The following is a 22,593-nucleotide window of genomic DNA, read 5'->3' as shown; positions in this document are numbered from 1 at the left end:
CGCCGCGTCGATCTCACAGGAGTAACCATGAACACCCGTACCCGTACCCGTCGTATCGCCGTCGCCGTCGCCGTGGCCGCCGTTCTGCCGCTGTCCCTGAGTGCCTGCTCCTCCGACGACAGCAGCGACTCGGCGTCGTCCGACAGCTCCACCAAGGAGTCCGCTCCGGCGTCGCCGGCCGACGAGGGCATGGACAGCCCCGCCGCCGGGTCCAGCACGGACGGGCCGTTCGGGCCGGGCTGTGCCACGGTGCCGAAGGACGGCGCCGGTTCGTTCGACGGCATGGCCCAGGACCCGGTGGCCACCGCCGCGTCCAACAACCCCGCGCTGTCCACCCTGGTGACCGCGGTGAAGAAGGCCGGTCTCGTCGACACCCTCAACAACGCCCAGAACATCACCGTGTTCGCGCCCACCAACGACGCCTTCGCGAAGATCCCGAAGGCCGACCTCGACAAGGTCCTCAACGACAAGGCCATGCTCACGAAGATCCTCACCTACCACGTCGTCGGCCAGAAGCTGGCCCCCACGGACCTGGAGAACGGCACCTTCGACACCCTGGAGACGTCGAAGCTGAAGACCGCGGGCTCCGGTGAGTCCTACGACGTCAACGACTCCGCCAAGGTGGTGTGCGGCGACGTCAAGACCGCCAACGCCAACGTGTACATCATCGACACCGTCCTGATGCCGAGCAGCTGACGGCACAGCATTCATTCGCCGGGCGCCGTCACATCGGCGCCCGGCCGCCGCCGTTCAGGCCCCGGATGATCCGCCACGTCTGCCACGTTTGCCACGTCTGCCACGGACGAGATTTCTCGGCGTATCGGCGTCACAGACGTCGCCGGAGCGGGTCTGACTGAGTGAGAGCAACTGAACGGCCTACCGGAAGAAGGACTCACCATGACCACGCAGACCGCACCGACCACCAAGGACGTAATCACCTCGCAGGGCGGCAGGTCGACGCAGACGACGACCGATGTGTCGGGCGGCGCCACCGGCGCCGGACAGCCGGCCGCGGACCGCGGAAGGACGTCGATCGCCGACGTCGTCGTGGTGAAGGTGGCGGGGATCGCCGCCCGTGAGATCCCGGGTGTGTACGACATGGGTGGCGGCCTGTCGCGGACCATCGGCGCCGTGCGCGACCGGGTCCCGGGCGGTCGGCCGAACGTCGGCCGTGGTGTCAAGGTCGAGGTGGGCGAGCGTCAGACGGCCATCGACCTCGACCTGGTGGTGGAGTACGGCGTCCCCATCACGGACGTGGCACGCGACGTGCGGGAGAACGTGATCTCCGCGGTGGAGCGGATCACCGGCCTCGACGTGGTCGAGGTGAACGTCACGATCAACGACGTACACCTGCCCGAGGACGACAACGACACCACCGGCCCGAACACCCGCGTGGAGTGACACACCCCGTACCCGCACGTTCGACCGCCAGGGAAGGGAACGGGAAATGGCAGGCAGCAGGGCGTTCGCCGGAATGATCGCCGGCATGGCGCTGGCCTTCGCCGGATACTTCGGGGGCTTCGGGGCGTTTCTGCTCGTGGCCGCGCTGGGCGCCCTCGGGTGGGCGGTGGGCAACTGGTTCGACGGCGGCGGCCGCCTCCACGACGTGCGCGACGCGTACGAGCGGAGCCGTCGATGACCACCGCCGCGCAACGGGGCACAACAACCGTCTCCGACAAGGCCGTACGCAGGATCGCCGAGCAGGCGGCCACCGAGGCCGTGGCGGATCAGGGTGCACGATCGGATCGGGGTGCACGATCGGATCGGCGTGCATGGTCGGCGAAGGGCTCCGCCACCGTGCACGGCCGCCGGGCCGATGTCGCGGTCGCGGTGGCCCTGCCGTACCCGACGCCCCTGCCCGAGGCGGTCGGTGGCGTACGGCAGCATGTCCTGGACCGTACGCGCCAGTTGACCGGGCTCGACGTTCCGGCGGCACGCGTCACCGTGACCGGGTTGTTCCCGGCGCAGACGGCGGCGGCTGCGGTCGAGCCCGTGCCGCCGGACTTGTCGAAGGACACGGCGGGCACGGAGCCGGACGTCAAGTCCCGCTCTCCGCTGCGGTGGTGGTCGCAACGGCGGCTGCCGATGGCGCTGCTCACGCTGGCGGCCGCGCTCGCCTCCGGCGCTCTGGCGGTCGACCTGATCCTGGTGCACGTCGCACACCGCCCGGCGGCGCACTGGCGAGCGGAGACCGTGCGCTGGCTGTCGCAACACGGCCCGGGCGACCCGGCCGTGGTGGTCGGTGCCTCGGTGGTCGCCGCCCTCGGTGTGGTGCTGATCGTGCTGGCACTCACCCCCGGACGCCGGCAGCTCCTGACACTCACCTCGCCGGCGCCGGACCTGCGCGTGGCCATGGACCGTACGGCGGTCGCGGTCCTGATCCGGGATTCGGTGAGTGACACACAGGGCGTCGCTCAGGTCAGGGTGCGGGCCGGACGCCGTCGCGTCCTGGTCCGGGCTCAACTGGCCTTCGGTGACAGGACGGTGGCGCTGGAGCAGGCGCAGAGCGCGGCCCGTCGGACGCTGGAGGCGTGCGGGCTCCGTCGCCCGCCGCGGTTGCGTGTCCGCGTACGGGCTACGACCGCCTGGGACCCCGGGACAGCGGCGAGCGGCGGCCCGGCGGGCCAACCCGGCTCGGCCGGCGCCGATACCAACGCCGATACCAGCGACGGGGCCGACACGGCCGAACCGTCCGGCACGTCCGGCACGTCCGGCACGGCTCTGGAAGGAGCGAATCGCTGATGCCGCAACCCCGCATGCCCCTCAACCGCACCTCTCTGGCCGTCGTCGGTCTGGTGTTTCTCGTCGGCGGCTGCTGGCTGGCGGTGACACACGCCTCGTGGGCTCCGCAGCTGCCGACCTGGTGGCCGACTCCCGGCACCCACTCCACGATCGTCGACGCGGGGCGACTCGCAGAGGTCCGCTCGGAGGGGTGGTGGACGCCCACGGCCATGGCGGGCACGATCACCCTGACCGTCCTGCCGGCCCTCTGGTGCCTCCACCAGTTGCCCAGTGGATTCCACTCGCGCACTGCTCTGCCCGCCCCGGACAGCAGCCTGCGTACGAGGGCCCTGGAGGACGCGATGACCGAACAGCTCGTCGCGCTCGGCGGCGTGGCCCGCTGCCGGACCCGCGTACTGACCCGCTCACGGCGGCTGCACGTCCGCCTGCATGTGTGGCTCCAGCCCGACGTCACTCCGGCCGAAGTCCTGCCGGCGCTCACCACTCTCGCCGCGCACACGCAGACGGCCCTGACCCCCTACCGCGTCCATACGCACGTACGCTTCAGCACCCGCGCGCATCGCAGGCCGCAGCTCCGCTGAACCAAGGCCGCGCACCCGCGACACTCGGCCCGAACGCGCTCAGGTCGCCTGTGGCCAGGCACGCAGCAGCGTGGCGATCCCGGCGGCCGAGCAGGACGGGTCACGGAGCAGGTCACGGAGGGCGATCGCGTCTTCCCGTGTGGGCTTGACCGGGATCCCCGAGGCCTCCAGGTACATCACGCCCGTGGCCGCGGCCACGGCCATGTTGGAGCGCTCCAGCCAGCGGCAGCGGCCGAGGACATGCACGAGAGCGGCGGCGCGGGCGTACGGGCCGTCGTAGACAGGTGTGTCCAGCAGCTCGGCGCGGTGGCAGGCCACGGCGGCGACCGGCACTCCGTAGTCGTCGGGGGCGGGATCCGCCGCTCCGGCGATCTCCGCGACCTGAAGGATCCATGGAACGTCGATGTACAGATCCATCAGGCGGCGTGCGCTCCCGGGGAGCGGCGGTCGGCGTCCTCGACCTCGTCGAAGACCGACTGGTGCTCGTCGAGGAAGCGCCTGGCCGCGTCCAGGCCGCGCTGCCGCATCCCGTCGACGTCCTCCCGCACGAGAGCGGCGATGTAGTCGCCGACGCTCATGCCGCGGTCCTTGGCCCTGGCTCGTGCCAGTTCCGCGATTTCGTCGTCGACTCGCCAGCCCGTCTGTGTCTTCGCCATCTCTCGATGGTACCAGCCGGTACCACCTCTCCGGGGGCCGCGATCCGATCCCGCCCGGTCACTCCCGCGGGACCGGCCGCCGGCCGGCATTCGGCCAGTAAGGGATGCAGCGGCCAGTGCCCTCGCAGTGCCGGCCTGAACAGGCTCAGCAGCCCGGCGTTCACGGCTGCACCCCTCCCGGCTCCGCCGTGATCTGCTGCATGAGGCTCATGATGTCCGGCGCGACCCACTCCTCGGCGATCCTGTCGCCCTCGAAGCGGTACAGCTCGATGCTCCGGAAGTCGACCTGCCGGTTCGTCGCCGGGATACCCTGGAAGTCGCCCCGGTGCGTGCCACGGAAGCGGACGCGTACGGCCACCTTGTCATCGGCGGCGAACATGTCCTCGACGTTGATCTCCAGGTCCGGGAAGCCCTCCCACATGGCCTGGGCGCCCGCCCGCCAGATCTCGGTTCCGTGCAGCGGGTCGGGGGCGCCGGGGACGTTGGCAATGAAGTTGTCCGTCAACAGGCCGACGCACGCGTCCAGTTCGGCTCGCATGAGCAGGTCGTAGGCCGTGTTCATCAGCTTCAGGTTCTTCGCCGTGGTGGTGGCGGTGGTGTCCATGTCGGTGTACTCCTCTGGTATCGGGATCACCCCGGAGGGGGCGGCGACCGTTCCGGTCTGCATGGCCCAGTAGAAGCGTTGACGTCGCGTCAAGGTCAACCTGCGGAGGGGCGGGTGCCGGCAGGGCGGAGGGCGGGCCGTGGGCGGGCGGTGGGCGTGCAGTGGGCGGGTCATCGCGCGACGCCGCCCGGACGCCGAATCTGCCGATCCCGCCGAACCCATCGATCCCGCTGAACCCATTGATCCCGCTGAACCCATTGATCCCGCCGATCCCGTCGGTCCCGTCGATCCGCGCGAGGCGAGGATCGTGGCGATGACCGTGGTCGGTGCCATCCTGCGGATCGTGGACGGCCGGCTCGGCAACGAGGAGGACGGTATCCGTCCTCAGTGCACGCGCTGTCCGACGCGAAGGACGCTCAGGTAGCGGCGTGCCACCCGGTCGCCCATGTGTGTGCGAATGCGCTCGGCGACGGCGCCGAGCAGGCGCTCGCGGACATCGACGTCGAGGGCCCGGTACAGCGACAACGAGCGCAGGTGATCGGCGAAGCCGTCCCCGGTGAACCACTGAACGGTGGAATAACGGCGCACGACCGCTGGTCCGAACAACCCTCCGGGGTCGCCGACTTGGCCCCAGCCCTCGTCGGTGTCGCGTACGTCGTCCTCCAGGGGAGGGTGCCCCCAGGCGGGGTTGCCAGGACAGAACCGCTCGTGGAGGTCGGCGGTCTCGGCGTACGCCTCCAACTCCCCCCGTCGGCGGACAACAACGTTGCCGAGCAGGGCCATCCAGCCCCCGGGACGGAGCAGGTCGTGCGCTCGTTGCCGGCCGATCGACGGGTCGACCCAGTGCCACGACGACGCGGCCACGAGCACGTCGAAGCGCCGGCCGTGGTCGTTCCACTCCTCGAACGTCGATGTCTCGACCTCGACGTTGGGGAAGGCGGCGAGCTTCCGGCGGGCGAGTGCGGCCATGTCCGCGCCGGGCTCGACGGCGGTCACCGCGTACCCGAGCGCGGCCAGCGAGCGTGTCGCCTGACCGGTGCCGCAGCCCACCTCCAGTACCGCCGACCGTTCGTCGATGCCGGTGAGGGCGCCGAGGTCGGCGAACAGTTCGTCGGGGTATCCGGGCCGGACCCGGTCGTAGAGCTCGGGTACTTCGTTGAATACCCGGCCGAGGTCGTGTCGACGCGACGGAGTCTCCATGGTCCTTCAGGCCGGGGGGAGTTGGGACAGGAACGTGCGCACGGTGTCGGAGTAGTGGTCCGGGACGTCGTAGTGCACGACGTGCCCGGCAGGCAGTTCGGCCAGCTCCGCGTGGCTCTTCCGGCGGGCGATCATCTCGCGGGCATGGTCGTGCGTCAGCACCACGCTGTCCGCTCCTCTGATCAACAGGGTCGGGCAGGTCACCGACTCCCAGTCGCTCCAGTGGTCGCCGGTGAGCGCCTTGTGGGACAGCACGGTGTCGTCGATGTCGAACGAGTATCCCCAGCCGCCCTCCAACTGGCGGAAGGAGCACTCCAGATAGGGCGCGGTCGGACCGAGACCCTCGACCAGTTCCCCGCGGGACGGCACGTCGACGGGCAGCCGGGTGGCCATCGACCAATCGGCGTTCACCACGGCACCGACGTCCTCGACGATCAGTGCCGTGACCTGGTCCGCGTGCCGGGCGGTGTACTGGTAGGCGTTCACACCGCCCATGGAGTGACCGAGAACCGGCACGGGTCCCAGTTCCAGGTGGCGGTGGAAGGCGGCCATGTCAGCGACGTAGTCGGCCCGTTGATAGCTGTCGGCCCGGTCGGACTCGCCATGCCCACGCTGGTCCAGAGCGATCACCCGCCACTGCGGCGCGAGTGCCTCGGTCAGCGCGGCGAACGTCGACGCCTCGTTGTAGTGCCCGTGAAGCGCGAGGATCGGGAGACCCGGGCCACCGGAGTCCAGATACGACAGCCGCCGCTGATCCACCGTGAAGAACTTGCGCATAGCACGCATGCTATCGGCGGCACGGGCCACAGGTGGCCCTGTTTTTCTGCGGGAAGCCCGTATCAGAACGTCGGGGGGTGCAGAGAGGCACCTGATGCCGGTCAGTTCCTCGGCCGGCATCTCGACCTACTGGCGCGACAGCCCGCCGCGCCCGTCTCCGCCTGGGATGAGGCCTGACGACGTGGGTCAGGGGTGCAGGGTGGGCCGGTACACGAGTTCCTGGATGTCGCCGTCCAGTGTGTGGTGCTCGATCAGTTCGAGGTCGAAGTCGGCCGCGCCCCGGAAGATCGGCGCGAGTCCTGTCCGGCCGGTGATCACGGGGAAGACCGTCACCTGTACGCGGTCGACGAGCCCGGCGGCCATCAGGGCCCGGTTCATCGCCAGGCTGCCGTGTGAGCGCAGCGGTACCGGGGACTCCTTCTTGAGCCGGGCCACGACGTCGACCGCATCACCGCTCGCGACCTCCGCGTCCGCCCAGTCGAGCGGGCCTTCCAGCGTGGTCGACACCACGGTGGCCGGCAGGCTCGTCATGCGGGTGACCCATGGGTCACGCACCTCGGACTCCTCGGTGCTCTCGGCCAACATCCCCACAAACGCGCGGAAGGTGTTGGCCCCGAACACCATCCGCTGCTCCTCGCCGTACTGGGCGAGGCGGTGGTCGAGAAGCTCGGGGCCCTGCTTGCCCCAGTAGCCGGTCCAGTCACCACTGGCGGCACCGAAGCCGTCGAGGCTGGAGAAGACGTCGAACGTGTAGGTGGCGGTCATGGTGTCACTCCCGGAGTGCGCTGGTCGCGTGTCGGAAGTGCAGACCGACGACCGGGGCGGAACTCATCGCTCGCGACGGGACCGCCCGGGACGGATCCGGGATACGAGGCCCTCGCTACGGTCCCCCGCCTGCACGCCGCTTGCAGCCCACGCACCGGCGCTGCCGCTCGCCACCTCCCGCGAGCGGCAACGACATATCGCGCCGGCGACGCCGATCAGGACTGGGGAGGGTTGTCCCGGTTCGGGTTCGGGGTCTGGCCCCCGTCGGCGTCGAGTTGCTGCTTGAGCCTGTCCTGGGCGGTGTCGACCTGGGAGCTGTATTTGTTCTGGGTCTTCTCGTCGACGAAGTCGCCGGCCTTGTCGATGCCCTGGCCTGCCTGGTCCTCGTGGCCCTTCAGCATCTGCTTGAGCTTGTCCATCACGGACATGTTCGTCCTCCTTCGTAGGGGAACGCGCCAGTTCCAGGATGAACACGACACACGGCAGTCCGCATCCGCACCCGCGAAATTCCGGGCCGGACAGGACACCACTGGACCGCTGCGGTCACAGGCCGGCGATGTCTCCGGCCCTCTTGGACACGGAGTCGATCGCGTTCGTCACGACGTTGCGCCGCCGCGCGCGCTCGGCCTGATCGGCCGGTACCAGCCGCGCGGCGGTCTCCACGGCACAGGCGTCCGGGTCACCGAAAGCGGCGCGCGGGTGTTCCCCGGTCTCCGCGCAATGTGTCGTCACGTCCTTGACCGCCTTGAGCACGATCGCGCGGTCCACACCCGGCTGCATGGCCAACCGCACCTGGAAGCGTGCCATCCACTTCTCCCGGTCCTTCTCCTCGACCGCCTGCGCGCTCTGGACCTTCTTCGCCACGTACCACTCCGGTTGATCGACTTCCGTATCTCGCCTGCCATGAAGTCTGACGCCGAATCGGAGCGGCGGGTTGCAGTTTCGTCGTGCCGCGGGCGAACCAGACGTCGTTGCCCACGAGAGTGTCCCTCGGGGTCGGTGCACGTCCCCGCTCAGCCCGGCGGCCCGTCGGTCTCGCCGCCCTGGGCCTGCGCCACCTGCCTCAGCGCCTTCTTGAAGGTGGCGTACGGCTGGTCGCCCAGTGACTTCGCGTGCCGGTCCTCGATCGCGCGCATGATGGCGGTGGCGGTCTCCATCTGGAGCAGGCCGCGTTCGGTGGGGCGGACGAGTTTGGCGCGGCAGTCGGCCGGGTCGGGTCCGCGTTCGACGTAGCCGAGGCGTTCCAGGTCGTCGACGAGGGAGCCGATGACCTGCTTGTGCTGGCCCGACAGGCGGGCCAGTGCGCTGGCGCGGATGCCCTCGGGACGCAGATGGGCGAGGACGGCCCCCGCGCGCGGCTGGATGTCGTCGAAGCCCTGCTCGGCGAGCGCGCCGAACAGCTCGCGCTGGACGGAGAGCAGGACCCGGGCGGCGAGCACCCCGAGATCCGGTTCCGGTTCCGGTACCTCTTGCGTCCGGCGGTCGGCGGTCATGTGCTCGCCCCTTCCGTCCGCCCCCCACTTGGCGGCCTGACCGGCGATTTTAGCCGCACGCCGGACCGCGTCGGGCGACACCGGCCCGCCCCAACTCCCGCTCGCAATATGCGCGATGGTCGCCTACGTTCCAGATAGTCACCGATTCTAACTATCAAGATTAGTGACCAAATCGATCCTGCCGAGGAGCCGCGCTGGACGCCTCCGGCACCTTCAGCCAGGCCAAGCGCGATGCGGGGCTGCTCCGGATGCAGCAGGCCGGTGTGATCGTCAGTGACTACTCGACGCTGATGGTCGAGGCCCTGGCGGACAACGCCGCCCCCGAGGCGGGAGCTGTCTACGCCGCCCTCGACATACCGTTCGCCGTCCTGGTCGGGCAGATGGCCGCCGCCTGCCAGTCCTGAGGTCCGCGGCGAATCACGCGCCCCCTCCGTACAAACCGGCTGTCCCGGCGCGTCGGATCCGTGAATGCGCCGACGGCCTACCGTGTCAACTCACGTTCGGCCGGTGCGCGTTCACCGTTTTGGCCCGCCGCCGCCTTCGAGCATCCGCTCCAACCGGTCGAACCGTTCGTGCAGCGCGCGGGCCGCCTCTTCCACGGTCTGCTCGGCACGCAGCACACGACGGTGCCGGCGTTCCTGGTCGCGTCCCACGAACCAGGTGGCGAGTGCCGCCGTGACCATGCCGTACGCGGTGATCCCCACGATCATCACCACCACCGCGATCACCCGCCCCCACAACGTCACGGGGTAGAAGTCGCCGTAGCCGACCGTCGTGGCAGTCTCCACGGCCCACCACAGCGCTCTCGGGTACGTCGTCAGCTGCGCCCGTGGCGCTCCGCGCTCGGCCTCGACGACCGCGTACGAGCCCACCAGCATCACCGCCAGCAGGACTGCCGTCGCGGCCCCCGCCACCTTCCTGTGCAGCGAGCCCTCTCGGCGGCCCAGCAGCAGCTCGACCACCCGGCTCACGATTCCGGGCAACATGCCCCGCATCATGCGTCCCGCCCCAGCGACCGACACGTCAACGCGCCCCGTCACCGTCAACCGAACCCGAATGGCGGTTCGGGACCTCGGGTGCGGTCGCCGGTACCCTCGCGCACGAGAAGAACGCGGAGTGAAGGAGGGGCGGCGGCGTCGGTCGGGTCTCAGTTCCGATGGTCGTCGGCCGGTGGCTTCAGCAGGCGGTTCAGTTCGTTCCCGGCCTCGTCGTACCCGGCGTCGGAGATGCGCTGGAGCTCACGCAGGTCGCTGGCGGCCACCGCGCGTCGGGTGAGCAGAAGGCCGGCGTGCAGGGATCCCTCGTCCAGCAGCTCGCTCAGTTCGCCGAGGTCGCCGGCCGCGTCGGCGAGGTCCGCCAGCCGGTCCAGGGCGGTCTCGTTGCCCTCGTCGGCCAGCTCGCGCAGGGTCTCCCGATCGATGCCCGTGTTCGTCATGCCACCATGCTGCAACCCTGCCCTTGGGGCAGGGTCAAGTGGCACGATGGGCAGATGATCACCATCGGGCAGCTGGCCGGGTACGTCGGGGTGTCGATCAAGACCATCCGCGTCTACCACAGCAAGGGACTGCTCCCCGAGCCCCCTCGCGACGCCTCCGGCTACCGGCGCTACGGCGCGAACGACGCCGTCGAGCTGATCCGGATCCGGACGCTCGCCGAAGCCGGCGTCCCCCTGGCCCGGATCCGGGATCTGAGGTCGGCGACCGCCGAGGAGTTCCGGCAGGCGCTCGGCGAGATCGACGACGAGCTCACCACCCGTATCCGTGCCCTGCGGGCGACCCAGGGACGTCTGCGCCGGCTCGCCGCCGGGGAGCCGGCGGCACCGCTGCCCGCAGGGGTCGGCGACCATCTGGAGCGTCTCGCCCGCTGGGGATTCACACCTCGGTGGGTGGACCTGCAACGCGACCTGTGGCTCCTCGTGTTCGTCACCCACCCGGACCGCGCGACCGCCCTGTTCGACGACCAGGCCGAGATCCTCGCCGACCCGGCGCTACGGCAGCTCTTCCTCGCCTACGACCACGCGTACGACCTCGACGCCGGTGACCCGAGCGTCGAGGAGCTGGCCCGTCGAATCGTCGCGGCGACCCGCGCACGCTACGGGCCGGAGGAACTGCGTGAGCTTCAGACCGCCTCCGAGATCCCCGCCCTCATCCAGGGCAGCGTCAACGCCTCGTCCCCGGCCTGGCAGCGACTCGACACGCTCATTCGGGCCCAACTGGGCATGTGAGCCGGGGCATGCCTCACACCCGGACGCACACCTCACACCCCAACGCGAGCGGCGCCCGACCCCGGCCACTAGTCCCCGGAAGCGACCTCTTCGGCGAGCCGACCCAGTTTCCGCTCGGCAGAGCTTCCCGGCGCGCCGAAGTACACGTACACAACATGCCCCTCCGGCCCCGCCAACGCCATTGTCTCGAAGTCGAGTTGGAGTACGCCGGCCCCGGCGACCTCGATGCGCTTGTGCCCCGCGACCCGGTCGCGCACGTCGTGTGCGTCCCACAGCGCGCGGAACACCTCACTGCGGGCGCGCATGTCGGCGACGAAGGCGTCCAGTTCAGGGCGCCGTACCGCCGCGGTGGACCGTAGACCGGCCACGGCCTGTAGTCCGATGTCCTCCCAGTCGGGGTACACCTGCCGGGCACGCGGGTCGAGAAAGGTGAACTCGATCAGGTTGTGGCCGGCGCTCCAGGCCGGATTGATCCGGGCGGCCAAGTCCGTGGCGGCCAGCACGTCACGGCGGGGGCCGACGACGAAGGCGGGCAGGTCAAGCCAGCGCCGCAAGAGGTACCGCGCTCCCGGCCGTACGGTCTCGCCGATGTCCGCCGTGCCCCGGCCGGCGGAGGTCAGGGACGGTGTGGCCAGGGACCAGAGATAGGCGCGTTCGGTGTCGTCCAGGTCCAGGACGCGGGCCAGCGCTTCGAGGATCTCGCGGGACGGATTGCGGTCGCGTCCCTGCTCCAGCCGTGTGTAGTAGGAGGGGCTGACGCCTGCCAGAAGGGCGAGTTCCTCACGGCGCAGTCCCTTGACGCGGCGCCGGGTGTGACTGACGACGCCGGTGGCGGCCGCGTCGAGCCTCTCCCTGCGGGTGCGCAGGAAGGAGCCGAGCTGGTTGTCGTCATGTGTCATCACGGTCATTTTACCGGGGCGGGGTGAGGTTCCGGACGCTCCACCGGTACGCCAAGGCTGACCCTGCGAGAGCCACCCTTGAGAGGGCGTGGCACAGGACGAGGCGTCCTGGTGCCATGGACGCATGTTCAAAGAAACCCCTGAAACCCCCGTCTGGCTGATCACCGGATGCTCCAGCGGCCTGGGCCGCGCGCTCGCCGAGCACGCCCTGCGGCGCGGTGACCGTGTCGCCGTCACCGCCCGCGACCGCGCGGCGGTCACCGATCTCGCCGACAAGTACGGCGACCAGGCACTGGCTCTGGAGCTGGACGTCACCGACCCGGACTCGGTCACCGCCGCCGTCAAGGCCTGCGAGGACTGGTTCGGACGTATCGACGTCCTGGTGAACAACGCCGGTTACGGCTATCTGGCCGCCGTCGAGGAAGGTGAGGACGACGCCGTACGCGCGCTGTACGACACCAATGTGCACGGTGTTGTGACCATGCTGAAGGCCGTGCTGCCCGGCATGCGTGCCCGCCGGTCGGGGCACGTCGTCAATGTCTCCTCCTTCGGCGGGCTGGCCGCGTTCGCCGCGACCGGTTACTACCACGCCACCAAGTTCGCCCTGGAAGGTCTCTCGGAGTCGCTGGCCGCCGAGCTCGCACCCCTGGGGGTCGCCGTGACGATCGTCGAGCCGGGCGGGCTGCGGACCCAGTGGGCCGGGGCGTCCATGCGGCAGTCGCCCCTCAGGCTCGCGGACTACGAGGAGAGCGCCGGCAGGCGCCGCGCGTCCACGCTCGCGGTGTCCGGGCACCAGCCGGGAGACCCAGGACGCGCTGCCGCGGCCATCGCCGCGGTGGTGGACGCCGACAGGCCGCCCCTGCGTCTGCTCCTCGGCTCCGACGCCCTCGCCGGGGCGCGGGCGCGCCTGGAACGCCTGCGTGCCGAGATCGACGCCCATCAGGCTCTCGCCAAGAGCGCCGACTTCGTGTCGAGTTGAGCCGGGAGCCCGCCGAACTCGGCTTCGAGAGCTACGGAGTTGTCATTCGCGTCCGTAGTCGAGGACCGGCGCCGAGACCAGAATGACCGTGTTCGCGTGAATTCCCGGTCTCGACCCCAGGAGCAGTCGCTGTGGACTCCCCGCTGGTCACCTATCTGCTGCCCGCCATCCTCGCCGTGATCATGTTTGGTCTGGGTCTTGGTCTGACCGTGGCGGACTTCCGCCGGGTCGCGGCCTACCCCCGGATCGTGGCGGTGGCCCTGGTCTGCCAGTTGGTGCTGTTGCCGGCGGCCTGTCTGGGTCTGGTGCTCGCCTTCGACCTGGGCCCGGAACTCGCCGTCGGCATGATGCTCCTGGCCGCCTCTCCGGGCGGAACGATGGCGAACATCTTCAGCCATCTCTTCGGCGGCGACGTCGCTCTCAACGTGACGCTGACGGCGGTCAATTCGGTGATCGCGGTGGCGACCCTCCCCCTGGTCGTGAATCTCTCCCTCGACCACTTCATGGCCGGTACGGACGACGGACTGGGTCTGCGCTTCGACAAGACGCTTCAGGTCTTCCTCGTCGTCCTGGTGCCGGTCGCGGCCGGCATGCTGACCCGCCACCGCCGGCCGGACCTCGCGGAACGCTCCACCCAGGCCGTGAAGGTGACCGCGATGGTCGCGCTCGTCGGCATCATCGTCGCCGCGGTCGTCGCCGAGCGGGACAACATCGCCGGCTACCTCGCCGACGTGGGCATGGTGGTCCTTCTCTTCGTCGCGATCTCCCTCACCACCGGATACGGGGCCACCCGACTGGCCCGCGGGGACCACCGGCAGTCGGTCGCCGCCTGCTTCGAGATCGGCATGCACAACACCACGCTGGCCATGGCCATCGCCCTGAGTCCCTCGCTGCTGGACAGCACCGAGATGGCCATCCCCTCGGCGGTGTACGGGGTGGTGATGTGGGTCGTGGCGATGGCGGCGGGGTTCCTGCTGCGCCGGATCGCCCCCGCGCGGTCCGCCGACCTCGGCGCCTCTTCGCTCCCGGGCTGACGATTCCCGTACCAGCGCCCGTGTCGTCTCACATCCGGGATCGCAGTACGTCGACCTCACAGCCCGGCGCAAACGGGTCGAAGCCGTGCTCGCTGAGCCAGCGGACCACCAGCAGGCTGCGTACCGACCACCACGCGCGGATCACGTCGAGGTCGACGTCGGTGCCGTAGCCGGCGAGGAGGTCGCCGAGGTGCTCCTCGTGCCCGAGCGTGAAGGTGGCGACGTCGTACAGGGCGTCTCCCCGGCCCGCCTCGGACCAGTCGATGATGCCGGTGACCTCGTCGCCGTCGACGAAGACGTGCGCGATCTGTAGGTCGCCGTGGGTGAACGCCGGAGTCCACGGCCGGAGCGCGGCCTCGGCGACCTGGCGGTTGCGGGTGACCAGGTCGGCGGGCAGGACGCCGTTCTTCACGAGCGCCTCGCACTCGGTGTCGAGTTCCGCCGTCAGCGCGGCGATGCTCCGCCCGGCCCCACCGGTCCGGGCCGGCAGCGGCGCTTCGTGGAGCTTCCGGATGGCGGCGCCGGCTGCGGCCCACGCCGCCGGGGATCCGGTCGACGGGCCGCCGAGGCGTCCGATCGTCGCACCCGGGAGTGCGGCGATCGCAAGCACGTGCGGCTTGTGCCAGAGGATCTCCGGGGTCGGGACCGGCGCGAGGGCCATCGCCTCGACCTCGACGTCGATCCGCGCCTGATCGGCGTCCACCTTCAGGAACATGTCACCGACGCGCAGGGTCGTGCGCTCGGAATGGGCGACGACGACTTCGACCTCATCCATGGGCGCCCAGTATCCCCCAAGTACGTTTGCGTCCAACGGCATGAGGGAGGGCCGCTCCCTTCCTCGGCACTCACCGCCCCCGTTGCGAGGAGAAGGCACCACGATGTCGGCACCACGTCCGCGACCCGCCGCACCCGACACCCCGCCGCCCGTGGAAGACGGCGAAGACGGCACCGCTTCCGGTCATCCCCGGCTGACACGGCTGTTCCCGCCGTCCCTGGTCGCCGCCCGGATGCCCGCGATCGGTGACTGGAGTCCCGTACCACCGTTGTCGGACCCCCGTTGGCGGGCCGTCGGCGAGTGCACTCGGAGCCGTGTGTTCGAAGAGGCCTCGGCCTCGCTCGGTCTCCCGTGGCCCGGTCTGCCCGCCTCGCTGTTCGCCCGGTTCGCGCGGGACGGTGACCGCTCCGCATACCAGGACGCCTGTTTCGCGCGCCGGAACCGGCTGGCGTGGGCCGTGCTGGCGGTGGCGTGCACCGAGGAGGAGGCGAGCGAGAGGGGCACGTACGTCGACGAGGTCATGGACGGTGTGTGGGCCCTGTGCGAGGAGACGACCTGGGCCTGGCCCGCGCACGACTTCCGGGTCCTCGGCCCCGAACACGGTCTGCTGCCCGACCCCGATCGCCCCACCCTGGACCTCGGCGCCTCGGGTACGGCCCTGCTGCTCGCGCTCACCGACGCCGTCGCGGGCGACGAGCTGGACCGCCGGGATCCGATGGTCCGCCGCCGTCTGCGCCGCGAGGTCTCCGGCCGGGTCCTGGAGCCGTATCTGGAGCGAGAGGAGTGGGGCTGGTACGACGGGTCGACCGCCAAGCTCAACAACTGGAACCCATGGATCCACTCGGAGTTGCTGCTCGCCACAGCCCTCACCGAGGAGTCCGACGAACGCCGGTCCGCCCTCGTCCGCCGCATCATCGAGGGCCTGGAGAACTATCTGCACGCCCACCCGCGGGACGGCGGATGCGACGAGGGCCCGCACTACTGGTGGCGCGCGGGTGCGAGCCTCTTCGAGTGCCTGGAGACCCTCACCTCACTGCTCGGCACCGACGCCGGCGTCTTCGACCACCCGCTGATCCGGGCCATGGCCCGCTATCCGGTGTCCACCTGGATCGGCGACGGATGGGCCGTCAACTTCGCCGACGGTCCGGCCCGTCCGCGCGAGACGACCCCCGCGCTGCTGTACCGGTACGGCCTCCGCACCGGCCAACCCGATGTGAGCGCACATGCCCGGGCCCTGCTGGGGGACGCCGACGCCGCTCTGCCGCGGCCCGATGCGCCGTTCGACCTGCGCCGCGTCGCGGACGCGCTCCTCGACACCGGCTGGCAGGCCGCCCCGGCCGAGGTGTTCCCGCTGCCCGAGCACACCTGGCTGCCCGACGTCGAGGTGCTGGTCGCCCGGGCCCGTCCCGGTGACGCACAAGGGCTGTTGGTGGCGGCCAAGGGCGGCCACAACAACGAGAGTCACAACCACAACGACGTGGGCACCTTCATCATCGCCGTGGACGCCCACCCGCTGGTGATCGACGCCGGGGTGGGCACCTACCGCAGGGAGACGTTCAACGCGGACCGGTACGGAATCTGGTCGATGACCAGCGAGTACCACAACGTGCCGGTCGTCGACGGCGTCGGTCAGTCGCCCGGAACCGACTTCCGTGCCACGTCCGTCGCCGCGCGTCGCGGCCCGGACACGGACGAGTTCAGCTGTGACATCGCGGCCGCCTACCCGCCACAGGCCGGTCTACGGAGCTGGGTGCGTACCGTCCGTCTTGTAGGCGGCGACGACGAGCGAGTGGAGATCGACGACCACTGGGAGATCCGTTCCGCGCCCAAGTCCCTGGCTCTGCATCTGCTCGTCCACGGCGACCTGGTGGTGGAGCCGGGTGGCCGCGCCGACATACGCCCTGCGACGGGACGTGGACTGCAACTGCACTGGGATTCCTCGGCGTTCACCGCGCACGCCGAGGCGATGCCGCTCAGCGATCCCGCGTTCACCAGGGTCTGGGGTGCCGGCATCCACCGGTTGGTGCTGACGGCTATCCGGCCCGCGGCGGAGGGCCGGCACACGCTCACGGCACGGGTGCTCACGGCACGGGTGCTCCCAGCACGGGTGCTTCCTGATGCGTAGAGGCACGTAAGCCGGCCACCCTCCGGGCGTGGCCGAGCTCTTCCGCGCAGGCGCAGGTGTCTCACCCCTCCCGGAGGACCAACCTCCGCCACAACTCCGTTGCCTCTGCCGCGACCCCGGGCGCCGCGATCAGCAACGGCTCGTCGTACACCGGGCGTTGGGGAAGCGCCACCGCTCCCGCCTCCGTCGCGACGAGCAGGGCGGGGAGGCTGTCGACGGGATGGAACTCGCCGATCGCCGTGGCGGACGCGCGGCCCGCGGCGACCTGGGCGAGGGACAGCGCCGTCGAGCCCATCACGCGGACGGTGCAGTGGCGGGCGGAGAGTTCGGCGAGGAGGGCGTCCATGCCGGGCCAGTGCGCGTGGGCAGCCCACTCGGTGAGGAACACATGTCCCGTGAGGGTGGTGTGGTCGGCGGCGCGGGTGGGTGTGCCGTTGAGGTACGCGCCGCCGCCCCGGACCGCGGTGTAGACCTCGTGCCGCCAGGGGTCGGCGACGACGCCCAGGAGGGGTGTGCCGTCGGGTGCGGCCAGACCCAGGGAGAAGGAGCACCAGCCGATGCCGTGCGCGTAGTTGGTCGTGCCGTCGATGGGGTCGATCACCCAGTGCGGCGCGTCCGGCTCGCCCCGATGGACGCCGTACTCCTCGCCTTCGATGCCGTACGCGGGGAACTTGCCGCGCAGCAGCGACCGTACGTATGTCTCGATCTCCTCGTCCATGTCCGTGACGATGTCGGCGGGGCTCGCCTTCTCCCGTACGGGGTCCGCAGTCGCGCCGCGCGGACGCCGGATGACCTCGGACGCCCACTCGGCCAGTCTGGTCGCGACCCTCAGTTCCCGGTCGAGTTCATCACTCACGGTTCGCCCGCTCTTTCCGTGCGTCTGCGCGGCGTTGATCGCCGCGCACTTCACTGTACGGGCGGGGTGACCAGGAACCGGGCGTCGGTGACGTTGTCGAACCGGCCATCGCCGCCACGGACGAGCACGAAGTGCCGGGTGATCACCGCCTGGTAGACGCGCAGCCGCCCGGCGGGTTCGAAGTCGTCCTCTTCGAGTTGCCTGTCGTCCGGCACGCGGGTGTTGAGTACGGCGAGGTCCGCGGCGCGAGTGTCGGAGGCGGCCGGCGCCGCGGTCGCCTCCAGGTAGAGCGCCTCCGCGCCGCCGATGGGCGCGTGCGAGTCGAAGACGGTGAGCGCCACCTCGGGGCGGACGGCGATGTTCCGGGAATGCCGGCTGCCGGGTGCGGACACCCACAGGATGCGGTGGACACCGTCGGCCGCGTAGAACACCGGAGTGGCCCACGGGCGGCCCTCGTCGTCGGCGGTGCCCAGGACGACGTACCGGTGCCGGCCGAGCAGGCGCGGCACCATGGCCCACATCGACGCACGCAACGCCTGCTGATCGTCCACGCGCATCGTCGGATTCGATTCGGCGCCGTCGGATTCCAGCCCTGCCATCGGTCCTCCCGTGTGTCGTCGCACTGTGGGAGCCATCCTGCTGCGCCGGCGGTAGCCGATCAACGACCTTGTCTTGCGGGGTTCACGGAGACCGGTCGCGGTTCCGAGCCGCACGAAGATCACCCGTCGGGGTCCGGAGCGGCCGGTGGGTTTGCGGGAACGCACGTTTGCGGGAATGCATCACTGCGCCGTACCGTCGGACAGCAACAAGTTGTATATGCCAATAATCGAGGTGTCGCAAGCGAAGGAAAGGCGATCCCCATGCGCGTCGACGACGTCGTGCGGTCCTTGACCACCCCCCTCAACGCCCCCGCGTACCCGATGGGCCCGTACAGGTTCACCAACCGCGAGTACCTCAACATCACCTATCGAACCGACTCGGAAGCGCTCGCCGCCGTCGTTCCCGAGCCGCTGCGGATTCCGGAGCCCCTGGTCCGCTTCGAGGTCATGCGTATGCCCGACGTGACCGGGCTCGGCGACTACACAGAGTCCGGCCAGGTCGTGGCCGTCGAGTACGAGGGCGAGCGCGGCGAGTACAGCCTGGCGATGTACGTCGACAGCCACCCCGCCATCGCGAGCGGCCGCGAGATCAGCGCCTTCCCCAAGAAGCTGGGCGCACCGCGGCTCTACACCGACTCCGACACTCTGGTGGGCACGCTCGACTACGGCAGTCTGCGCGTCGCCACCGCCACCATGGGCTACAAGCACCGCCCGCTGGACCCCGCCGACGCTCGCGCCGAGATCACCCTGCCGACTTTTATGCTCAAGAAGCTGCCGGGTTACGACGGCAGGCCTCGCATCTGCGAACTGGCCCGCGCACAGATCTCGGACGTGACCGTCAAGGGCGCCTGGACCGGGCCGGCCCGGCTACAGCTGTTCGCCCACGCACTGGCCCCGCTGGCCGACCTGCCGGTCCTCGAAGTGGTCTCCGCGAGCCACATCCTGGCCGACCTCACCCTGGGCCGTACGGAACTCGTGCACGACTACCTCGCCTGAACACCCCTTGGAGAGAACCTCGCCATGGCTGAACCCACGACCACCACGAGCGACCTCGGCGACAGCCCCGACATCCGTCGTGTCACCGTCGTCGGCGGCGGCGTGATCGGCGCCTCCTGGGCCGCGCTGTTCCTCGCCCACGGCCTCGAAGTCACCGTCACCGACCCACAGCCCGGCATCGACACCCACGTACGTGAACTGATCGACGGCACCGTGCCCGTGCTCCGGGGACTGGGCCTGCGTACGGCCGACCTCACGCGCCACCTCGGCTTCGAACCCGACCTCGCCGCCTCCGTGCGTACCGCGGACGCCGTCCAGGAGAACGGTCCCGAGCGACTCGACGTCAAGCGGCAGATGTGGCGGACCATCGAGGAGAACGCCCCGGCGACGGCCCTGTTCGCCACCTCCACCTCCGGGATCCCGGCGACCGACATCGCCACCGCCCTGCGCCGGCCGGAACGCCTCGTGGTGGGGCATCCCTTCAACCCGCCGCACCTGGTGCCGCTCGTGGAGATCGTGCGCGGCGAGCACACGAGCGAGGAGACCGTCGAGCGCGCCCGCGCCTTCTACACCTCGCTCGGCAAGAACCCGCAGGTACTGCGCAAGGAGGTGCCCGGTTTTGTCGCCAACCGTCTTCAGTCTGCGCTCTTCCGGGAGTGTGTCCACCTGGTCGCCGAAGGAGTCGTCACCGAGCAGGAGCTGGACGCCGTGGTCACGTCCTCCATCGGGCTGCGGTGGGCGGTGGCGGGGCCGTTCCAGACGTTCCATCTCGGCGGCGGCCAGGGAGGTCTGCCGCACTTCGTCACACACCTGGGGCCCGGCATGGAGGAACGCTGGGACCAGATGGCACGTGAGCACGTCGCCTTCGACGAAGCCACCGTGGCGACCCTGGTCGAACAGGCGCGGGATTTCGGCGCCGGCATCGACCAGCTCGCCGCCGAGCGCGACCGCAAGCAGGTCGCTCTGATGCGGGCCCTCGCCGAGACGCCGGCCCCCGACACGGACGGGGTGTGACGGCACCGGGGCCCACTCCGCCGAGCACGTCCACGGAGACCCGCCTTCGCCGAAAGCCCCTGCCTTCGAAGACACGACCTCTGGCAACCCCCACCCCCGAAAGCCCCCACCATGAACTCGCTCACTGAGAAGATCACCCAGGCCGTGTCCCATCCGCTCACGGGCGACGACGACTTCGACATCCACCACGCCCTGCACGACGTCCTCGCCGGCATCGGTATGCGGCCCGACGACAGCGGCGGCCCCGTCACCTTCCTGGGGGCCGACCCGATCGTCCCCTCCACACTCCGCCTCGGAGCCGTGCCGGCACTCGGTATGACCGCCAAGTCCGTGGCCCTCGCGTCCCTGTGGCGCCATCGCGGGGGCGCCGGCCAGAGCATCACCATGGACCTGCGGAAGGCCCCGCACCGCCTGTGCCCCTTCTACGACAAGAAGTGGGAGAAGCTCAACGGCTTCAGCCCGGCCCGGCCGCACGACCCCGGCAACCCCTTCAGCCTCAAGTTCTACGAGACCCGCGACGGCCGGTGGGTCATGCCGCTCAACCTCTATCCGAAGATCAAGGACGCCACGCTCCGACTGCTGGGCACCACCCCCGACGAGGCCTCCGTCGCGGCAGCCGTGCGCACCTGGGACGCGGCCCCGCTGGAGCAGGCCGGCGCGGACGCGGGCGTCGTGATGCCGATGCTGCGTACGACCGAGGAGTTCCTCTCCGAACCGCAGTACCGGGACCACCTCGCGCACGAGCCGCTCATCAGGATCGAGAAGATCGGTGAGAGCGAACCCGAACCCCTGCTGCCAGGGGTGTCCCAGCCGCTGGAGGGCCTGCGCGCCCTGGGGATGGGGCATGTGATCGCGGGCGCGGGCATCGGACGCGACCTCGCCCAGCACGGAGCGGACGCGTTGAACCTGTGGCGTCCCACCGAGTGGGAGAACGACGTCACCTACTACTCCGCGAACGTCGGAGTGCGGTCTGCCACCGTCGACCCGTACTCGTCCGAGGGCCGGCGCCGCGTCCGCGAGCTGCTGCGTGACGCGGACGTCTTCTACGCCAACCGGCGGCCCGGCTTCCTGGAGAAGATCGGTCTGTCCGCCGAGGAGGCCGCGGAGGTCCGTCCCGGCATCGTCTACGCCACCGTGAGCCTGCACGGTGACAGCGGGCCGTGGGCCGACCGGGTCGGCTTCGACCAGACCGCGGGCTGTGTCAGCGGAGTCATGCTCCGGGAGGGAGTCGATGGGCGTCCCGCCCTGCCGCCCATTGACGTCGTCAACGACTACGTACTGTCCTGGCTGGCCACCACGGGAATCATCCGTGCGCTGATCCTGCGCGCCACCGAGGGCGGAAGCTACAAGGTCAGTCTCAGCCTGAGCCGGGTGTCCGCCTGGATTCTCAGCCTCGGTCTGTTCGACCGTGACTACGCCCACGAAGTCGCCGGTACGGGCGGGCCGGACTCGCCGCACGCCTATCTCGCCCCCGACCAGTTCTCCGCCCAGACGCCCTGCGGCTTCTACACCGGTGTCACGGACCAGGTCGTCATGTCGGCCACGCCGGGCCGCTTCCGTACGGTTCTGGTGCCCCGTGGCAGCGGCGCCCCCGTGTGGCTGCCGCAGGCCTGAAGGGCGACAGCCACTCGGCATGAGCGCTGTCCAGCGGGACGCCGAGCTACGTCAGTGCTGGAGGAGGCCGCCGACCGGCACGGGCGTGACGTGCCCGGTCGGCGGGAGCGTCTGTTCCAGGGCGAGGCCGATGTCGACCAGTGAGGACCGGCGCAGGCCGGCGACGTCGGGGACCGGGGTCCAGACGGACTCGACGATGTCGCCGTCCGGTTCCGGCCTGAGCCGGCCGCCCGTGATGCGGACCCGGTAGAAGATGCCGACGTTCTGGTGGTCGGGCAGGCCGGGTACGGCACGCTCCGCGGCCGGGATCACCCGGGAGTCCACACCCAGGAGCCGCTCCACCACCGCGTCGCAGCCGGTCTCCTCGGCGACCTCGCGAATCACCGCGTCGAACGGGTCCTCCGCGTGCTCGACGCGACCGCCCGGGAGGGTCCAGCTGCTCTCGCCCGACTTCTCGAGGTAGCGGGCGAGCAGCACGCGGTCGTCCTCGACGCACACGGCATACGCCGCCAGCCGCAAGCTCGTTCCGCCGTCTGCCGACTCCATCACAGACCCCCTTGATCCAGAGCAGATCAGTCAAGCAAACGCCGCTCCGACCGGACAACTCCCTTGACGGGTCGAACAGTTCTGCCGGTGCGGCGAGGTCGGCGGCGCCTCGGT

29 protein-coding genes are annotated in these 22,593 nt (G+C 70.3%); 13 read left to right on the top strand and 16 right to left on the bottom strand.

Annotated features, from left to right (window positions below; all coding sequences use genetic code 11):
* Positions 1-27: 27 nt before the first annotated feature.
* The 5 genes from ACIQAC_RS30350 (at position 28) to ACIQAC_RS30330 (ending at position 3,323) form a co-directional block, all read left to right on the top strand.
* Complete coding sequence (locus ACIQAC_RS30350) at positions 28-696, top strand: fasciclin domain-containing protein (RefSeq protein WP_402196490.1); 669 nt, start codon at positions 28-30, stop codon at positions 694-696.
* Between the two features lie 201 nt (positions 697-897).
* Entirely contained in the window at positions 898-1,401 is a 504-nt protein-coding gene (locus tag ACIQAC_RS30345) for an Asp23/Gls24 family envelope stress response protein (protein WP_402196488.1), read from the top strand.
* Between the two features lie 46 nt (positions 1,402-1,447).
* On the top strand, positions 1,448-1,639 hold the full coding sequence (locus ACIQAC_RS30340; RefSeq protein ID WP_402196764.1) for a hypothetical protein: 192 nt from the start codon (positions 1,448-1,450) through the stop codon (positions 1,637-1,639).
* A complete protein-coding gene (locus ACIQAC_RS30335) occupies positions 1,636-2,742 on the top strand; it encodes a DUF6286 domain-containing protein (protein ID WP_402196486.1) in 1,107 nt (368 codons plus the stop codon). Before ACIQAC_RS30340 ends, ACIQAC_RS30335 begins: the two co-directional genes overlap by 4 nt.
* Positions 2,742-3,323 carry a hypothetical protein gene (locus ACIQAC_RS30330; RefSeq protein ID WP_402196483.1) on the top strand — a complete coding sequence of 194 codons (582 nt, stop codon included), beginning with the start codon at positions 2,742-2,744 and terminating at the stop codon, positions 3,321-3,323. Before ACIQAC_RS30335 ends, ACIQAC_RS30330 begins: the two co-directional genes overlap by 1 nt.
* A gap of 39 nt (positions 3,324-3,362) precedes the next feature.
* On the opposite strand, the gene ACIQAC_RS30325 is transcribed toward ACIQAC_RS30330, so the two are convergent.
* The 9 genes from ACIQAC_RS30325 to ACIQAC_RS30285 all read right to left on the bottom strand — a co-directional run bounded on the left by ACIQAC_RS30325 (position 3,363) and on the right by ACIQAC_RS30285 (position 8,818).
* A complete protein-coding gene (locus ACIQAC_RS30325) occupies positions 3,363-3,740 on the bottom strand; it encodes a fic family toxin-antitoxin system, toxin component (RefSeq protein ID WP_402196481.1) in 378 nt (125 codons plus the stop codon).
* Positions 3,740-3,979 carry a hypothetical protein gene (locus tag ACIQAC_RS30320; RefSeq protein WP_402196478.1) on the bottom strand — a complete coding sequence of 80 codons (240 nt, stop codon included), beginning with the start codon at positions 3,977-3,979 and terminating at the stop codon, positions 3,740-3,742. Before ACIQAC_RS30320 ends, ACIQAC_RS30325 begins: the two co-directional genes overlap by 1 nt.
* Positions 3,980-4,139: 160 nt before the next feature.
* Complete coding sequence (locus ACIQAC_RS30315) at positions 4,140-4,676, bottom strand: ester cyclase (RefSeq protein WP_402196477.1); 537 nt, start codon at positions 4,674-4,676, stop codon at positions 4,140-4,142.
* Between the two features lie 291 nt (positions 4,677-4,967).
* The gene (locus ACIQAC_RS30310) at positions 4,968-5,783 is read right to left on the bottom strand and encodes a methyltransferase domain-containing protein (RefSeq protein WP_402196475.1); all 816 of its coding nucleotides are present in this window, start codon (positions 5,781-5,783) and stop codon (positions 4,968-4,970) included.
* A 6-nt stretch (positions 5,784-5,789) separates the two neighbouring features.
* On the bottom strand, positions 5,790-6,560 hold the full coding sequence (locus tag ACIQAC_RS30305) for an alpha/beta fold hydrolase (RefSeq protein WP_402196472.1): 771 nt from the start codon (positions 6,558-6,560) through the stop codon (positions 5,790-5,792).
* Between the two features lie 186 nt (positions 6,561-6,746).
* Positions 6,747-7,325, bottom strand: coding sequence for a dihydrofolate reductase family protein (locus tag ACIQAC_RS30300; RefSeq protein WP_402196470.1), 579 nt, complete (start codon positions 7,323-7,325; stop codon positions 6,747-6,749).
* A gap of 215 nt (positions 7,326-7,540) precedes the next feature.
* Positions 7,541-7,753 (bottom strand): antitoxin, encoded by a 213-nt coding sequence (locus tag ACIQAC_RS30295; protein ID WP_402196467.1) that lies wholly within the window; start codon positions 7,751-7,753, stop codon positions 7,541-7,543.
* Between the two features lie 115 nt (positions 7,754-7,868).
* Positions 7,869-8,189: a hypothetical protein gene (locus ACIQAC_RS30290; protein ID WP_402196465.1), complete on the bottom strand. Its 321-nt coding sequence runs from the start codon at positions 8,187-8,189 to the stop codon at positions 7,869-7,871.
* A gap of 149 nt (positions 8,190-8,338) precedes the next feature.
* Complete coding sequence (locus ACIQAC_RS30285) at positions 8,339-8,818, bottom strand: MarR family winged helix-turn-helix transcriptional regulator (RefSeq protein WP_402196462.1); 480 nt, start codon at positions 8,816-8,818, stop codon at positions 8,339-8,341.
* 248 nt (positions 8,819-9,066) lie between these two features.
* On the opposite strand from ACIQAC_RS30285, the gene ACIQAC_RS30280 reads away from it, so the two are divergent.
* On the top strand, positions 9,067-9,222 hold the full coding sequence (locus ACIQAC_RS30280) for a hypothetical protein (RefSeq protein ID WP_402196460.1): 156 nt from the start codon (positions 9,067-9,069) through the stop codon (positions 9,220-9,222).
* 111 nt (positions 9,223-9,333) lie between these two features.
* On the opposite strand, the gene ACIQAC_RS30275 is transcribed toward ACIQAC_RS30280, so the two are convergent.
* Together ACIQAC_RS30275 and ACIQAC_RS30270 are read right to left on the bottom strand one after the other, a co-directional pair.
* A complete protein-coding gene (locus tag ACIQAC_RS30275) occupies positions 9,334-9,804 on the bottom strand; it encodes a potassium channel family protein (RefSeq protein WP_402196458.1) in 471 nt (156 codons plus the stop codon).
* A gap of 161 nt (positions 9,805-9,965) precedes the next feature.
* The gene (locus ACIQAC_RS30270; RefSeq protein ID WP_402196456.1) at positions 9,966-10,253 is read right to left on the bottom strand and encodes a hypothetical protein; all 288 of its coding nucleotides are present in this window, start codon (positions 10,251-10,253) and stop codon (positions 9,966-9,968) included.
* 54 nt (positions 10,254-10,307) lie between these two features.
* On the opposite strand from ACIQAC_RS30270, the gene ACIQAC_RS30265 reads away from it, so the two are divergent.
* A complete protein-coding gene (locus ACIQAC_RS30265) occupies positions 10,308-11,042 on the top strand; it encodes a MerR family transcriptional regulator (RefSeq protein WP_402196454.1) in 735 nt (244 codons plus the stop codon).
* Between the two features lie 68 nt (positions 11,043-11,110).
* Here ACIQAC_RS30265 and ACIQAC_RS30260 read toward each other — a convergent pair whose 3' ends face one another.
* Positions 11,111-11,941 (bottom strand): helix-turn-helix domain-containing protein, encoded by an 831-nt coding sequence (locus tag ACIQAC_RS30260; protein WP_402196452.1) that lies wholly within the window; start codon positions 11,939-11,941, stop codon positions 11,111-11,113.
* 124 nt (positions 11,942-12,065) lie between these two features.
* Here ACIQAC_RS30260 and ACIQAC_RS30255 point away from each other — a divergent pair, with 124 nt between their 5' ends.
* Positions 12,066-12,920: an oxidoreductase gene (locus ACIQAC_RS30255; RefSeq protein ID WP_402196450.1), complete on the top strand. Its 855-nt coding sequence runs from the start codon at positions 12,066-12,068 to the stop codon at positions 12,918-12,920.
* 131 nt (positions 12,921-13,051) lie between these two features.
* A complete protein-coding gene (locus ACIQAC_RS30250; RefSeq protein WP_402196447.1) occupies positions 13,052-13,954 on the top strand; it encodes a bile acid:sodium symporter family protein in 903 nt (300 codons plus the stop codon).
* Between the two features lie 28 nt (positions 13,955-13,982).
* On the opposite strand, the gene ACIQAC_RS30245 is transcribed toward ACIQAC_RS30250, so the two are convergent.
* Complete coding sequence (locus ACIQAC_RS30245; protein WP_402196444.1) at positions 13,983-14,729, bottom strand: phosphotransferase family protein; 747 nt, start codon at positions 14,727-14,729, stop codon at positions 13,983-13,985.
* A 151-nt stretch (positions 14,730-14,880) separates the two neighbouring features.
* On the opposite strand from ACIQAC_RS30245, the gene ACIQAC_RS30240 reads away from it, so the two are divergent.
* Positions 14,881-16,854, top strand: a complete 1,974-nt coding sequence (locus ACIQAC_RS30240) for a heparinase II/III family protein (protein ID WP_402196442.1) — start codon at positions 14,881-14,883, stop codon at positions 16,852-16,854.
* 61 nt (positions 16,855-16,915) lie between these two features.
* Here ACIQAC_RS30240 and ACIQAC_RS30235 read toward each other — a convergent pair whose 3' ends face one another.
* Positions 16,916-17,710 (bottom strand): inositol monophosphatase family protein, encoded by a 795-nt coding sequence (locus ACIQAC_RS30235; protein WP_402196440.1) that lies wholly within the window; start codon positions 17,708-17,710, stop codon positions 16,916-16,918.
* A gap of 50 nt (positions 17,711-17,760) precedes the next feature.
* Entirely contained in the window at positions 17,761-18,309 is a 549-nt protein-coding gene (locus ACIQAC_RS30230; protein ID WP_402196439.1) for a pyridoxamine 5'-phosphate oxidase family protein, read from the bottom strand.
* A gap of 261 nt (positions 18,310-18,570) precedes the next feature.
* On the opposite strand from ACIQAC_RS30230, the gene ACIQAC_RS30225 reads away from it, so the two are divergent.
* The 3 genes from ACIQAC_RS30225 to ACIQAC_RS30215 all read left to right on the top strand — a co-directional run bounded on the left by ACIQAC_RS30225 (position 18,571) and on the right by ACIQAC_RS30215 (position 21,933).
* Positions 18,571-19,305, top strand: a complete 735-nt coding sequence (locus tag ACIQAC_RS30225; RefSeq protein WP_402196436.1) for an acetoacetate decarboxylase — start codon at positions 18,571-18,573, stop codon at positions 19,303-19,305.
* A gap of 24 nt (positions 19,306-19,329) precedes the next feature.
* Positions 19,330-20,319: a 3-hydroxyacyl-CoA dehydrogenase family protein gene (locus tag ACIQAC_RS30220; protein ID WP_402196434.1), complete on the top strand. Its 990-nt coding sequence runs from the start codon at positions 19,330-19,332 to the stop codon at positions 20,317-20,319.
* A gap of 111 nt (positions 20,320-20,430) precedes the next feature.
* The gene (locus ACIQAC_RS30215) at positions 20,431-21,933 is read left to right on the top strand and encodes a CoA transferase (protein WP_402196432.1); all 1,503 of its coding nucleotides are present in this window, start codon (positions 20,431-20,433) and stop codon (positions 21,931-21,933) included.
* Positions 21,934-21,984: 51 nt separating this feature from the next.
* Here ACIQAC_RS30215 and ACIQAC_RS30210 read toward each other — a convergent pair whose 3' ends face one another.
* The gene (locus ACIQAC_RS30210; protein WP_402196429.1) at positions 21,985-22,479 is read right to left on the bottom strand and encodes an NUDIX hydrolase; all 495 of its coding nucleotides are present in this window, start codon (positions 22,477-22,479) and stop codon (positions 21,985-21,987) included.
* Between the last annotated feature and the right edge of the window lie 114 nt (positions 22,480-22,593).

The sequence above is a fragment of the Streptomyces sp. NPDC088387 genome, from assembly GCF_044753385.1.
GTDB lineage: Bacteria > Actinomycetota > Actinomycetes > Streptomycetales > Streptomycetaceae > Streptomyces.
The sequence above is the reverse complement of the archived record's forward strand: the minus strand, read 5'-3'. Positions and strand labels throughout refer to the sequence as shown.

Excerpts from the sequence above, each read along its gene's own strand:
- ACIQAC_RS30335 (WP_402196486.1), top strand. The coding sequence starts at position 1,636 with ATGACCACCGCCGCGCAACGGGGCACAACAACCGTCTCCGACAAGGCC.
- ACIQAC_RS30220 (WP_402196434.1), top strand. The coding sequence starts at position 19,330 with ATGGCTGAACCCACGACCACCACGAGCGACCTCGGCGACAGCCCCGAC.
- ACIQAC_RS30320 (WP_402196478.1), bottom strand. The coding sequence starts at position 3,979 with ATGGCGAAGACACAGACGGGCTGGCGAGTCGACGACGAAATCGCGGAA.
- ACIQAC_RS30215 (WP_402196432.1), top strand. The coding sequence starts at position 20,431 with ATGAACTCGCTCACTGAGAAGATCACCCAGGCCGTGTCCCATCCGCTC.
- ACIQAC_RS30325 (WP_402196481.1), bottom strand. The coding sequence starts at position 3,740 with ATGGATCTGTACATCGACGTTCCATGGATCCTTCAGGTCGCGGAGATC.
- ACIQAC_RS30345 (WP_402196488.1), top strand. The coding sequence starts at position 898 with ATGACCACGCAGACCGCACCGACCACCAAGGACGTAATCACCTCGCAG.
- ACIQAC_RS30300 (WP_402196470.1), bottom strand. The coding sequence starts at position 7,325 with ATGACCGCCACCTACACGTTCGACGTCTTCTCCAGCCTCGACGGCTTC.
- ACIQAC_RS30305 (WP_402196472.1), bottom strand. The coding sequence starts at position 6,560 with ATGCGCAAGTTCTTCACGGTGGATCAGCGGCGGCTGTCGTATCTGGAC.
- ACIQAC_RS30330 (WP_402196483.1), top strand. The coding sequence starts at position 2,742 with ATGCCGCAACCCCGCATGCCCCTCAACCGCACCTCTCTGGCCGTCGTC.
- ACIQAC_RS30310 (WP_402196475.1), bottom strand. The coding sequence starts at position 5,783 with ATGGAGACTCCGTCGCGTCGACACGACCTCGGCCGGGTATTCAACGAA.
- ACIQAC_RS30230 (WP_402196439.1), bottom strand. The coding sequence starts at position 18,309 with ATGGCAGGGCTGGAATCCGACGGCGCCGAATCGAATCCGACGATGCGC.
- ACIQAC_RS30270 (WP_402196456.1), bottom strand. The coding sequence starts at position 10,253 with ATGACGAACACGGGCATCGATCGGGAGACCCTGCGCGAGCTGGCCGAC.
- ACIQAC_RS30210 (WP_402196429.1), bottom strand. The coding sequence starts at position 22,479 with ATGGAGTCGGCAGACGGCGGAACGAGCTTGCGGCTGGCGGCGTATGCC.
- ACIQAC_RS30285 (WP_402196462.1), bottom strand. The coding sequence starts at position 8,818 with ATGACCGCCGACCGCCGGACGCAAGAGGTACCGGAACCGGAACCGGAT.
- ACIQAC_RS30225 (WP_402196436.1), top strand. The coding sequence starts at position 18,571 with ATGCGCGTCGACGACGTCGTGCGGTCCTTGACCACCCCCCTCAACGCC.
- ACIQAC_RS30295 (WP_402196467.1), bottom strand. The coding sequence starts at position 7,753 with ATGTCCGTGATGGACAAGCTCAAGCAGATGCTGAAGGGCCACGAGGAC.
- ACIQAC_RS30350 (WP_402196490.1), top strand. The coding sequence starts at position 28 with ATGAACACCCGTACCCGTACCCGTCGTATCGCCGTCGCCGTCGCCGTG.
- ACIQAC_RS30265 (WP_402196454.1), top strand. The coding sequence starts at position 10,308 with ATGATCACCATCGGGCAGCTGGCCGGGTACGTCGGGGTGTCGATCAAG.
- ACIQAC_RS30255 (WP_402196450.1), top strand. The coding sequence starts at position 12,066 with ATGTTCAAAGAAACCCCTGAAACCCCCGTCTGGCTGATCACCGGATGC.
- ACIQAC_RS30340 (WP_402196764.1), top strand. The coding sequence starts at position 1,448 with ATGGCAGGCAGCAGGGCGTTCGCCGGAATGATCGCCGGCATGGCGCTG.
- ACIQAC_RS30280 (WP_402196460.1), top strand. The coding sequence starts at position 9,067 with ATGCAGCAGGCCGGTGTGATCGTCAGTGACTACTCGACGCTGATGGTC.
- ACIQAC_RS30260 (WP_402196452.1), bottom strand. The coding sequence starts at position 11,941 with ATGACACATGACGACAACCAGCTCGGCTCCTTCCTGCGCACCCGCAGG.
- ACIQAC_RS30275 (WP_402196458.1), bottom strand. The coding sequence starts at position 9,804 with ATGTTGCCCGGAATCGTGAGCCGGGTGGTCGAGCTGCTGCTGGGCCGC.
- ACIQAC_RS30245 (WP_402196444.1), bottom strand. The coding sequence starts at position 14,729 with ATGGATGAGGTCGAAGTCGTCGTCGCCCATTCCGAGCGCACGACCCTG.